Raw genomic sequence first — 11,143 nt, 5'->3', positions numbered from 1 at the left:
AGTCCGCCCAGCACGTGTACCTGCAACGCAACAACGCACTCGTCCTCCCCCTGTTGACGGCCTACCATCAACTACAGGCAGAGGCACTGTCGCAAGCGGCTTCCGTAGCCATGATCAAAAAGTTACGAAAGGGCATCCTGTGACGACCGAACACCCCCGTTGGTTCACGTCCTCGTACAGCGGCAACGGCGGCGCGTGCGTCGAGGTCGCCACCAACCTCGCCGCCCCGCACGGCATCGTCCCCGTCCGCGACTCCAAGAACGTCAGCGGCCCGGTCCTCGACATCCCCGCCACCGCGTTCACCGCGTTCGTCACGGGCGTCCGAGCCGGAGATTTCGGCGCCGCCTGAGCCCACCCGAGCAACAGCCCCACCGTGCCCGCGCGGTGGGGCTTCGCCATGCGTGCACCGGGTCCCGTTCAGCCGGCCGTCAGGGTGTCGACGTCGAGAACCTGGGTGTTCTGCGCCGCCGCGATACGCCAGACCCCGTCGTCCTTCGCCAAGAAGGAGGCCGGGGCGCCGGGGACCGCCTCGGGGTGGGCGGCCGTGTCGGCCGTTCACCGGGAGCCCCACCTCTCGAGCGCGATTGAGGTCAAGTGCCGACGGTCCTACCCAACCAACTTGATGTCAAGGACGGTTGAGGTCCTAGCGTTCCCCTCGTCGAACAGGCAGTGACCGGACAGAGGAGCGCCCAGCGATGATTTTGGTGACCGGTGCGACCGGGAGGGTCGGCAGCGAGCTGATACGGCAGTTGCACATGGACGGGTACGGAGCCGGCGTCCGGGCGCTGAGCCGGGACGCGGCGCGGGCCGGGGCCGCGGCGCCCGACGGGGTCGAGGTCGCGGAAGGCGACCTGGGAAGGGTCGAGTCGCTGAAGTCCGCGCTGGGCGGGGTGCGTTCACTGTTCCTGATCCCGGGCGTCGGCGACGACGCCGGAGTGCTCGACGCCGCCCGGGGCGCGGGGGTGGAGCACGTGGTGCTGGTCTCCTCCATCACCGTCATGACCCATCCGCACCTCGGCCCGGCGCGGGCGAATCTCGCCGTCGAACGCCGGCTGCGGGAGAGCGGGATGGAGTGGACCGTCCTGCGGCCGACGCAGTTCGCCTCCAACACCCTCTGGTGGGCGCGGTCCGTGCGCGACGAGTCCGTGGTGCGCGTGCCGTACGCGGACGTCGGGCTGCCGACCGTCCACCCCGCCGACATCGCCTCGGTGGCCCGTGCGGCACTGACCGGGCCGGGTCACCGGGGGCGGACGTACCCGCTCACCGGGCCGCAGCGGATCAGCCCGCGGCGGCAGGCCGGTGAGCTGGGGCGGGTGCTGGGCCGGGAGGTGGCCTGCGTCGGGGTCACGCGGGAGGAGGCGTACCCGCCGATGGCCGAGATGATGGGGGCCGAGGTCGCGGACAGCGTCCTCGACCTGATGGGCGGCGACGTCAACGAAGCGCTGCTGGCCGTGCACGACACCGTTGCCCGGGTCACCGGCTCGCCCGCCCGCTCCTACCGCCGCTGGGCCGAGGAGAACGCCGACGCGTTCCGGTGACCGCCCGCGCGTTCCGGTGGGACAGCGGGTGGCTACTTCACCGGGCGCAGGCCCAGCGGCGCCGCGATCTCCTGGAGCATCACGCGGCCCGCCTCCTCGGCGAGGTCCTCCTCGCCCGGGTCCTGGTCGGTGTCCAGGCCGTCCAGCTCCTCCAGGGGCTGACCGAGGCGGATGTGGGCGACCAGGGACTGGAGGGCGCGGAGGGTCGCGGAGGCGGTGGAGCCCCAGTTGGAGAAGTACGAGAACTGCCACCACCACAGCGCCTCGGCGGTGCGCCCGGCGTCGTAGTGCGCGAGGCCGTGGCCGAGGTCGGTGAGGAGGTCGGCCAGGTCGTCGGAGATGCGGTGCGGGACCGGGGCCTTGCGGGGCTCGTACGGGTCGAAGACCTCGGAGTAGACGTCGATCGGCTCCAGCAGTGCCGCGAAGCGCTCGCGCAGGCCGTCCGCGTCCGGCTCGGGGCCGAGATCCGGTTCGTACCGCTCGTCGGGCAGGACGTCCTCGTACGCGCCGAGGCGGCCGCCCGCGAGCAGGAGCTGCGAGACCTGGAGGAGGAGCACCGGGACGGCCTTCTCCGGCTCGTCGACCTTGGACACCTCGGTGACCGCGACGATGAACGTCTTGATCTGGTCCGCGATCTGGACGGCGAAGTCGCCCGGGTCCTGCGTGACGGAGTTCAGCGTGGCGTCAGACATCGAGGGGACCTCCCGTGGGCGCGGTCACAGACGGTGAAGCAGAGGGCCGTACGTGTGAGGGCCGGGGGTGTACGGCGGTGGCGTCAGACATCCAGCAGCCGCCTCCCCTCGAAGGCGCGGCCCAGGGTGACCTCGTCGGCGTACTCCAGATCGCCGCCGACCGGCAGGCCGCTGGCCAGCCGCGTCACCCTGAGACCCATCGGCTTGACCATCCGCGCCAGGTACGTCGCGGTGGCCTCGCCCTCCAGATTGGGGTCGGTCGCGAGGATCAGCTCCGTGATGGAGCCGTCCGCGAGCCGCGCCAGCAGCTCACGGATGCGCAGGTCGTCCGGGCCGACGCCCTCGATCGGGCTGATCGCCCCGCCCAGGACGTGGTAGCGGCCCCGGAACTCGCGCGTCCGCTCGATCGCCACGACGTCCTTGGGCTCCTCGACCACACAGATGACGCTGCGGTCGCGGCGCGCGTCCCGGCAGATCCCGCACTGCTCCTCCTGCGCGACATTGCCGCAGACGGCGCAGAACCGGACCTTGTCCTTGACCTCCAGCAGGGAGTGCGCGAGCCGGCGCACGTCCGTCGGCTCGGCCTGGAGGATGTGGAAGGCGATCCGCTGCGCGCTCTTGGGACCGACGCCGGGCAGCCTGCCCAGTTCGTCGATGAGGTCCTGAACCACGCCTTCGTACAACGGAACGCCTTTCCTTGCTTCCTGTCTTCGTACCGTAGCCGGTACGGGTCGGCACCAGTAGGCCCCGCGGGCCCGCTGTCGGCCGCTCCGGTCAGAACGGCAGGCCGGGCATGCCGCTTCCGCCGCCCAGGCCCTGTGCCAGCGGGCCGAGCTTCTCCTGCTGGAGGGTCTGCGCGTTCTCGTTGGCCGCCTGGACGGCCGCGACGACGAGGTCGGCGAGCGTCTCGGTGTCCTCCGGGTCCACCGCCTTCGGATCGATCACCAGGGCACGGAGCTCGCCGGAACCGGTCACGGTGGCCTTCACGAGACCACCGCCCGCCTGTCCCTCGACCTCGGTCCTGGCCAGTTCCTCCTGGGCCGCGGCGAGATCCTGCTGCATCTTCTGGGCCTGCTGGAGCAGCTGCTGCATATCGGGCTGGCCACCACCGGGAATCACGGTCACTCCTGGCATTTCGACGACGAATGTTTCGGTACGCCGAGCCTACGTGCTCCCCGGTCACCGCGCTCCACCCGCCGGGGACCAACTCTTTCGGGTGAGATTTCGGAACCGGCGTGATTGCTCCTATACCTGACCAGCGGCCCCGCCCAGGCGGGAATCCCGCGATTTCGACCCCACGGCCCACCATTCGGCGGTAGGAAGGGCATGCGCATCGGCACGCGAGCGTGCGTGTGCGGTAACGCACAGTTACCCCGCGGGGGGTCGTCGGTCGCGCGGCCGCCCCGCTCCCTCCGGGCCGGTCGGGTCCGGCTCCGGGAAGCCCTACGCGTCCGTCCCGTCCGTCAGAGTGCAGAGGAGTGCCCCGGTGAGTCAGCCGGAGATGCAGCCCGAGGGGCCGCCCCGCAAGGAGTCCGACGCGGGATCCGGTGAACACGGAGCTGAGCATTCCGCTTCCGGTTCCGCGACCGGGTCCAGAGGCGGTGCCCGGGGCCGCGCCGAGGGGCGTGATCTGACCGGGCGCCCGTTCCCGCTCGGCGACTGGGGCGAGCCGGCCGAACGGCTCGACGAGCTGTACCGCTGGGTCGAGACCGGCGCCCTGGACACCGCCGACTGGTATCTCACCGACCGGGTCTGGAAGCGCCGGGCCGCCAGGACCCTGCGGATGGGCACCGCCGCCGGAGTCGTCGCCGGAGCCGCCCTGCCGCTGCTCGACCTGACCGGCGTCCTGAGCGGTTCGGCGGGCTGGGGCTATCTGTCCCTGCTGCTGGGGGCCGCCTGCATGGCCTGCGACCGGTACTTCGGCCTCACCTCCGGCTGGATAAGGAATCTCGCCACGGCCCAGGCCGTGCAGCGGCGGCTCCAGGTACTCCAGTACGACTGGGCCTCGGAGTGCGTACGGGAGACGCTCGGGCCGACCGAGGGAACGGCCAGCGAGGCGGCCGAGCGGTGCCTGGGGGTGCTGCGGAGGTTCTCCGAGGACATCACCGAACTGGTGCGGTCGGAGACGGCCGACTGGATGGTGGAGTTCCGGGCCGGGCCGGCGCCGATGGGCACGCAGGCCCTGGCGACGGGCAGCGCCGGCGGGCGCGGCGAGTCGGGGACGGCCCCGGGGCGGTTCTCCATGCCCTCGGTGGCGGCGCGGCCGAACATGCCGCGGCAGCGGCCGCCGGAGTCGCCGCCCCGATGAGTTCCGCGAGGGCGGCGAGGGGCCGCGGTGGGTGCCGGGGGTGCGGGGTGGCGCGACAGGGGCGCCGCCCCCGAACCCCCGGCCCTCAATCGCCGGACGACCCTCAGCTGAAGACGATCATCGAGCCCTGGGCCAGACTGCGGGTCGCCGCCGCGTGGAGGCCCAGCCAGACGTGGCGCTCCCGGGCGAACGGGCTGTCGTCGTAGGGCATCGGGTCCGCCGGCTCCTCCAGGGCGGTGGGGCCCGAGGGCGGCTGCGGGGCGGCCGGCGGGTTGGCCGGGTCGATGCCGATGGACGGGGCGACGAACTCCAGCTCCCGCAGCAGCCCGTGCGCGGAGCCCAGCGGACCGCCGCCCGCCAGGAGCGCGTCGTCGGAGAGCGGGGCCGGGAAGTCCACCGGGACGTACGCCCCGGCGTGGTCGTAGTGCCAGACCAGGTGCGACTGCTGCGCGCCCTGTTCGAACATCTCCAGGAGTTGCTCGTAGTCGCCGTCGAGACCGGCGACGGGGGTGACCGCGAGACCGCTGAGCTGGAGCAGGTAGGCGCGGCGCAGGAAGTGCAGGGCGTCGTAGTCGAAGCCGGCCACGGGGGCGACTTCTCCGTTGAGGCCGGGCATGTAGGCGTAGACGGGGACGGGCGGCAGCCCGGCGTCGTTCAGCGCCTTGTCGTAGACGGCGATCTCTTCGGCGAACGGATTGTCGGCGCTGTGGCACAGCACGTCGACGAGGGGGACCAGCCACAGGTCACAGGCCACGAAGTCTCGCTCTCCAACGGTTCGGGCGATCGTCGGGACAGCGTAATGCGGGGCGCACCTCACGCACAGTGCCCCGGGGCCTCCGCCCGCCCGGGCCCGCCCTCCTGCGCCTCCAGCCGGTCCGCCCAGGCGAGCGCGTGCGCGTAGTAGGAGTGCATGGCTGCGTGGACCTGCTCGTGGTCGCCCCGGCCGATGGCCTCGACCAGTTCCTCGTGGCCGAACCACAGCACGTTCTCGTCCATGCCCTCGCGGCGCAGCCGGTGGACGGCGAACACCCATGCCTGGACGCGGAGCCGGGTGAGGAAGTCGGCGACGTAGGGGTTGAGGACGAACTGCCCCAGCTCCCGCCAGAACCGCAGGTCGTACCCGATCAGGACGTCGAGGTCGCCGCCCTTCGCCGCGCGGACCGCCTCGGCGGCCCGTCTGCGGATCGAGGCGAGCCCCTCGGGGCGGACGGCGACCCGCTCGGCGGGGTTCCGGAAGAGGCCCTCGACGACGAGGGCCCGGGCCTCCGCCATCGCGCGGTAGTCGGCGACGGTGAACTCGCGCACCTGGAAGCCGCGGTGCTGGTCGGAGGCGAGGAGCCCCTGTGCGGAGAGGTCGAAGAGCGCCTCGCGCACGGGCGTCGCGGAGACCCCGTACTGCTCGGCGATCTGCTTGACGGTGAACTCCCGGCCCGGCGGAAGACGCCCGGCGAGCACCTCGTCACGCAGCGCGTCGGCGATCTGCTGGCGCAGGGTGTTGCGCGTCACACCTCCGCTCGGACTCATACCGGCCCCCATCCGTCCATCCCCGTCCGCCCCCGTCGCCGGCCGTTTCCGGCGGGGGGTCACCTCTGGCTCGGGTCACCTTAAAGCAGGGCCGCCGCCGTGCCCGATTCCGGGCACGGCGGGGATGCGTACGGGGTCGGCCGCGTACGGAATCGGGGCGTCCGGCCCCCGGGTGCACGGAACCGGTGCGCCGGGTGGCCGGGAACGGGCCGCTACGCGCCCTCCGCCGTGTACGCGTCGGCCACGGAGAGGGCGACGTCCAGGGCGGCGAGCCCTTGCTCGGCCTCGGCCTCGGAGACGTTGCAGGCGGGGACGGCGTGGGTCCGGTTCATGTTGATGAACGGCCAGAGTCCCTGCTTCTTCGCCGCCGCGCCGAAGGCGGCCATCGGGGCGTTGTCCTCACCCGTGGCGTTGTACGGGACGAGGGGCTCGCGGGTCTCCCGGTCGCGGACCAGTTCCAGCGCCCAGAACGCGCCCAGGCCCCGGACCTCCCCGACCGAGGGGTGGCGTTCGGCCAGTTCGCGCAGACCGGGGCCGAGGACCTTCTCGCCGATCCGGGCCGCGTGCTCCACGACCTTCTCGTCCTCCATCACGCCGATGGTGGCGACGGCGGCGGCGCAGGCCAGCGGGTGCCCGGAGTAGGTGAGGCCGCCGGGGTAGGGGCGGGTCTCGAAGGTCGCGGCGATCTCGGCGTTGATGGCGACGCCGCCCAGCGGTACGTAACCGGAGTTGACGCCCTTGGCGAAGGTCAGCAGGTCCGGCACGACGTCGAAGTGGTCGGCGGCGAACCAGGCCCCGGTGCGGCCGAATCCGGCCATCACCTCGTCGAGGACGAAGACGATCCCGTACCGGTCGCAGATCTCGCGGACGCCCGCCAGATAGCCCGGCGGCGGGGTCATGATGCCCGCCGTGCCCGGGATGGTCTCCAGGATGATCGCGGCGACGGTGGCCGGGCCCTCGAAGGCGAGGGTGTCCTCCAGGTGCTGGAGGGCGCGGGCGCACTCCTCGGCCTCGTTCGCCGCGTGGAACGGGGAGCGGTAGAGGAAGGGGGCCCAGAAGCGGACGACGCCCGCCGAGCCGCTGTCGGAGGCCCAGCGGCGCGGGTCGCCGGTGAGGTTGATCGCGGTGGAGGTGCCGCCGTGGTACGAGCGGTAGGCGGAGAGCGCCTTCGGCCGGCCGGTGTGCAGCCGGGCCATGCGGACGGCGTTCTCGACGGCCTCGGCCCCGCCGTTGGTGAAGAAGATCTTGTCCAGGTCGCCGGGGGTGCGCTCGGCGATGAGGCGTGCGGCCTCGGAGCGCGCCTCGATCGCGAAGGCGGGAGCGAAGGTGGCGAGTCTGCCCGCCTGCTCCTGGATCGCGGCGATCACGGTGGGGTGCTGGTAGCCGATGTTGGTGTAGACGAGCCCGCTGGTGAAGTCCAGGTAGCGGTTGCCGTCGTAGTCCCAGAAGAAGGACCCCTCGGCGCCGGCGACGGCGAGCGGGTCGATGAGGCCCTGGGCGGACCAGGAGTGGAACACGTGCGCGCGGTCCGCGGCCTTCACGGCCGCACCGGCCGCGGGGTCGGCGTACGGGGCAGGGGCATGAGGGGTCATGCGGCGAGCGTAGGCGCTGGTGGGGGCCGCCTCCATGGCCACCTTGTACGGCCTGGGGCGGATGGATCGGCAGGGTGTCGGGTCCGGGGCCCGGTCCTCAAGCGCCGGACGGGCTGGAGGGGGGAACCAGGGTGCAGGATGTCGTGTCCTGGACAGGGAGGCGGGGGCGGCGCCGGGTCGCGGCGCTATCCTCGTGCGGGCCGCACGGGGGAGGAAGGACAGCATGGACGAGCTCGGGTCCGACGACCCGCACCGCATCGGTGCCTACCGCCTCCTCGGCCGCCTCGGCGAGGGCGGCATGGGCCAGGTCTTCCTCGCCCGTTCCGGCCGGGGCCGCACCGTCGCCCTCAAGCTCGTCCGCCGCGAGCTCGCCGAGCAGCCCGAGTTCCGCGCCCGCTTCCGCCAGGAGGTCCGTGCCGCGCACCGGGTCGGCGGGACGTGGACCGCACCGGTCCTGGACTCCGACACCGAGGCCGCCGTCCCCTGGGTCGCCACCGGGTACGTCGCCGGGCCCTCCCTCCAGCGCATCGTCTCGGGCCGCCCCGGCGCCCCGGTCGCGGCCTCGGGAGCGTACGGGCCGCTGCCGTCGCGTTCCGTACGGTTCCTGGGGTCCGGTCTGGCCCACGCCCTCCAGCACATCCACGGGGCCGGGCTCATCCACCGCGACCTGAAGCCCTCCAACGTCCTGATGACCATCGACGGCCCCCGGGTCATCGACTTCGGGATCGCGCGGGCCCTGGAGTCCGTGCCCGACGGCGATCTCACCCGCACCGGGGCCCTGGTCGGCTCCCCCGGCTTCATGGCCCCGGAGCAGGTGCGCGGCGAGCGCGTGACCACCGCGTGCGACGTGTTCTGCCTCGGGTCCGTCCTCGCGTACGCCGCGACGGGCCGGCTGCCGTTCGGTACGACGGAGAGCGGCGGGGTCCATGCCCTGATGTTCCGGATCGCCCAGGAGGCCCCGGACCTGACCGGCGTACCGGAGGAGCTGGCCGGCGTCGTCCGGGACTGCCTGGCGAAGGACCCGGGGGCCCGCCCCGGCACCGGGGACATCTTGGCCCGGCTGGGCGAGGCGGAGAGCGACGACCCCTGGCTCCCCGCCACTCTCATCGCCCAACTCGGCCGCCACGCGGTCGGGTTGCTGGACGCCGAGGACCCTGAGGACCCGCGTGGACCCGAGGGCCTCCACGCGGATCCTCCAGGCCGTGGACCCGAGGGCCTCCACGGCCCGGAGGACCCGGGCGGCCGGGAGGGCCCGCACGGACCGGAAGCCCTCCGCCGCCCGCACCACCCGCGGGCCGTCCGGGAGAGCCAGGCGCCGCCAAAGAGCCCGGCGGGGCCGGCCGCCCCGGTGCGGCCCGCGGCCCCCATACCGCCGGAGCCCCACCCGCACGCGCGGCACCACTCCCCCTACGGCGGCCCCACCGCACCGCGCCCCGCACCCGGCCCCACCGCCGCACAGCCCTTCCTCCCGGGTCACTTCGCGCCCGCGCCGCCCCCGCCCGCCCGGGAAGGCCGCTCCCTCGGGGCCACCGTCGCGCTCGTCGCCGTCGCGGTGGCCGTGGCGTTGGGGGCGGGGGGATCGGTGTACGCGTTCATGAACGGCGACACCACGAAGAAGACGGCCTCCCCCGGCCCCTCGGGCTCCGCCGAGGCCCGCGCCGGGCAGGAGGGCGGGGAGGGAGCCGTGCCGAAGGACTTCCTGGGGACCTGGACGGGCTCCATACCCGGCGCGCAGGGCTCCTCCTCACGGACCCTGACCATCCGGCAGGGCGACGTGGGCGACCAGGTCCTCACCCTCACCGCCGAAGGCCCGCTCGCCTCCGGCTCCACGTACCACTGCGAGTTCACCGCCCCGCTCTCCGGCCGCCCCGGCGGGGACGGCCCGGTCCGCATCGGCCCCTCCACCGTGTCCTCGGGCCGCCCGGCCTCCTCCTGCTCGCCCGGGAACCCCACCGAACTGACCCTGCTCCCGGACGGGACCCTGCGCCGTTCCGCCGCCGGGACGGGCGAGAGCCTGATCTACACCAGGTCGGGCTGAGAGCCCGCGCCCCCGCCCCCGCCCCCGCGCGCCCCACGAGCCCCGTGCGTCGGCGCCGGCGTGACGGGCGCCGGGGGTGCGTGCACCCGGGCTACGGGAGCTGCTTCGCGGCTCCGGGGACCGGCGCGCCGGACGGCCCCGCGAGGACCTCGGGGGGCGGCGTCCGCAGCGCCCGGGTGATCAGTGCCGCGCCGCCCAGCAGCACGAGCACCACCACCATCGCGTTCCGCAGTCCCACCCGGTCGGCCAGGAAGCCCAGCGAGGGCGGCCCGACCAGGAACGCCGCATAGCCCGCCGTCGAGACCGCCGCGACCCGCGCCGAAGCGTCCCGCACCCCCTCCCCCGCCGCCGAGATGGTGACCGGGAAGCCCAGGGAGGCCCCCAGCCCCCACAGCACGACCGCCGCACCGGCGACCAGCGCGCTGGAGGAGAAGACCACCAGCGCCACTCCGGCCGCCGCCACCAGCGCGCTGGCCCGGACCACGGCCGCCGGGCCGTAGCGCACCAGGAGCGGCCCGCCCGCGAACCGGCCCGTCGTCATCGCGACGGCGAACAGCATGAACGTCAGCGAACCGGCCGTCGCACTCGTCCCGTGGCCGTCCACCATCAGCAGCGGCAGCCAGTCGTTGGCGGAGCCCTCCGCGAAGGCCATCGCCAGCACGATCAGGCCGATGAACACCAGCCGCCGGTCCCGCCAGACGGCCACCTGCGCCCGCACGCCGCCCGTGCGCACCCCCGCGCCGGGGCCCGCTTCCTGGCGGCCCGTACCGCCCGGGACCGCCCGCACGGTCCACATCCCGGCCGCCGCGACGGCGACGGCCACCGCCGCCAGGTGCCAGCCGACCGGGAACCGCACCGCCGTCAGCCCCATCCCCAGCAGTGCGCCGACCACGGTGCCCAGGCTGAAGCAGCCGTGCAGCACCGGCAGCACCGGGCGGCCCAGGGTCCGCTCGACGTCCGCCCCCTCGATGTTGAACGCCACCTCGGCCAGGCCCAGCCCGGCCCCGAACAGCGCGAGTCCGCCGAACACCCCCGCCGCCGCCTCCAGGGCCGCGCCCCCGGCGACCACCAGCAGCCCGGCCACGAGCAGGCCCGCCCCGACGGCGATCACCACCCGTCCGCCGTGCCTGCGGACCAGCCCGCCGGAGAGCAGCACCCCCGCCATCGACCCGACGGAGAGACCGAACAGCACGAGGCCCATCGATCCGGTGGACACCTCCAGCGCGTCCCGGACGGCCGGGGTCCTGGCCACCCAGGACGCCATGCTCACCCCGATGGCGAGCATGAAGAGGAAGAGCGCGGCGCGCCGGCGGCGCGTGGCGGCGTCCATGACCGGTGGATTCTTCATGCGGCGGGGCCTCGGCAGACGGGAGGGCGGGAGGGGCCCGGGGGCGCGATCCCGGCGGACAGGAGTGTACGAGCGTACGCCCGAAGCGTACGGACGTACACTC

General features: G+C 73.8%; 11 protein-coding genes and 1 pseudogene. 5 read left to right on the top strand and 7 right to left on the bottom strand.

What is annotated here, in order from left to right; genetic code table 11:
• The 3 genes and pseudogenes from ACIQMU_RS30215 to ACIQMU_RS30205 form a co-directional block, all read left to right on the top strand.
• Positions 1–143, top strand: a pseudogene (locus tag ACIQMU_RS30215) (transcriptional regulator); the annotation flags it as partial.
• A complete protein-coding gene (locus tag ACIQMU_RS30210; RefSeq protein ID WP_402690117.1) occupies positions 140–349 on the top strand; it encodes a DUF397 domain-containing protein in 210 nt (69 codons plus the stop codon). The pseudogene ACIQMU_RS30215 and the gene ACIQMU_RS30210, both read left to right, overlap by 4 nt.
• 346 nt (positions 350–695) lie before the next feature.
• Entirely contained in the window at positions 696–1,538 is an 843-nt protein-coding gene (locus ACIQMU_RS30205) for an NAD(P)H-binding protein (protein WP_352239734.1), read from the top strand.
• A gap of 32 nt (positions 1,539–1,570) precedes the next feature.
• Here the strand turns inward: ACIQMU_RS30205 and ACIQMU_RS30200 are convergent, their stop codons facing one another.
• From ACIQMU_RS30200 to ACIQMU_RS30190, 3 genes are all read right to left on the bottom strand, one after another.
• The gene (locus ACIQMU_RS30200) at positions 1,571–2,230 is read right to left on the bottom strand and encodes a DUF5063 domain-containing protein (RefSeq protein ID WP_352239735.1); all 660 of its coding nucleotides are present in this window, start codon (positions 2,228–2,230) and stop codon (positions 1,571–1,573) included.
• An 83-nt stretch (positions 2,231–2,313) separates the two neighbouring features.
• Complete coding sequence (gene recR / locus ACIQMU_RS30195; protein WP_352239736.1) at positions 2,314–2,913, bottom strand: recombination mediator RecR; 600 nt, start codon at positions 2,911–2,913, stop codon at positions 2,314–2,316.
• 91 nt (positions 2,914–3,004) lie between these two features.
• Positions 3,005–3,349, bottom strand: a complete 345-nt coding sequence (locus tag ACIQMU_RS30190) for a YbaB/EbfC family nucleoid-associated protein (RefSeq protein WP_352239828.1) — start codon at positions 3,347–3,349, stop codon at positions 3,005–3,007.
• A 367-nt stretch (positions 3,350–3,716) separates the two neighbouring features.
• On the opposite strand from ACIQMU_RS30190, the gene ACIQMU_RS30185 reads away from it, so the two are divergent.
• Positions 3,717–4,538, top strand: a complete 822-nt coding sequence (locus ACIQMU_RS30185; protein ID WP_352239737.1) for an SLATT domain-containing protein — start codon at positions 3,717–3,719, stop codon at positions 4,536–4,538.
• A gap of 103 nt (positions 4,539–4,641) precedes the next feature.
• Here ACIQMU_RS30185 and ACIQMU_RS30180 read toward each other — a convergent pair whose 3' ends face one another.
• The 3 genes from ACIQMU_RS30180 to ACIQMU_RS30170 all read right to left on the bottom strand — a co-directional run bounded on the left by ACIQMU_RS30180 (position 4,642) and on the right by ACIQMU_RS30170 (position 7,654).
• Entirely contained in the window at positions 4,642–5,292 is a 651-nt protein-coding gene (locus ACIQMU_RS30180; RefSeq protein ID WP_352239738.1) for a hypothetical protein, read from the bottom strand.
• 59 nt (positions 5,293–5,351) lie between these two features.
• Complete coding sequence (locus tag ACIQMU_RS30175; protein WP_352239739.1) at positions 5,352–6,062, bottom strand: GntR family transcriptional regulator; 711 nt, start codon at positions 6,060–6,062, stop codon at positions 5,352–5,354.
• A gap of 212 nt (positions 6,063–6,274) precedes the next feature.
• A complete protein-coding gene (locus ACIQMU_RS30170) occupies positions 6,275–7,654 on the bottom strand; it encodes an aspartate aminotransferase family protein (RefSeq protein WP_402690116.1) in 1,380 nt (459 codons plus the stop codon).
• A 223-nt stretch (positions 7,655–7,877) separates the two neighbouring features.
• Between ACIQMU_RS30170 and ACIQMU_RS30165 the strand changes: the two genes are divergently transcribed.
• Entirely contained in the window at positions 7,878–9,692 is a 1,815-nt protein-coding gene (locus ACIQMU_RS30165; RefSeq protein ID WP_402690115.1) for a serine/threonine-protein kinase, read from the top strand.
• A 91-nt stretch (positions 9,693–9,783) separates the two neighbouring features.
• Here ACIQMU_RS30165 and ACIQMU_RS30160 read toward each other — a convergent pair whose 3' ends face one another.
• Positions 9,784–11,040, bottom strand: coding sequence for an MFS transporter (locus ACIQMU_RS30160; RefSeq protein WP_402690114.1), 1,257 nt, complete (start codon positions 11,038–11,040; stop codon positions 9,784–9,786).
• Between the last annotated feature and the right edge of the window lie 103 nt (positions 11,041–11,143).

Origin of the sequence: Streptomyces sp. NPDC091649, assembly GCF_044756785.1 — a bacterium.
Taxonomy (GTDB): domain Bacteria; phylum Actinomycetota; class Actinomycetes; order Streptomycetales; family Streptomycetaceae; genus Streptomyces.
Note: the sequence above shows the minus strand (reverse complement) of the source record. Positions and strands in the feature narration are given on the sequence as shown.

Excerpts from the sequence above, each read along its gene's own strand:
- ACIQMU_RS30160 (WP_402690114.1), bottom strand. The coding sequence starts at position 11,040 with ATGAAGAATCCACCGGTCATGGACGCCGCCACGCGCCGCCGGCGCGCC.
- ACIQMU_RS30175 (WP_352239739.1), bottom strand. The coding sequence starts at position 6,062 with ATGAGTCCGAGCGGAGGTGTGACGCGCAACACCCTGCGCCAGCAGATC.
- ACIQMU_RS30205 (WP_352239734.1), top strand. The coding sequence starts at position 696 with ATGATTTTGGTGACCGGTGCGACCGGGAGGGTCGGCAGCGAGCTGATA.
- ACIQMU_RS30200 (WP_352239735.1), bottom strand. The coding sequence starts at position 2,230 with ATGTCTGACGCCACGCTGAACTCCGTCACGCAGGACCCGGGCGACTTC.
- ACIQMU_RS30165 (WP_402690115.1), top strand. The coding sequence starts at position 7,878 with ATGGACGAGCTCGGGTCCGACGACCCGCACCGCATCGGTGCCTACCGC.
- ACIQMU_RS30170 (WP_402690116.1), bottom strand. The coding sequence starts at position 7,654 with ATGACCCCTCATGCCCCTGCCCCGTACGCCGACCCCGCGGCCGGTGCG.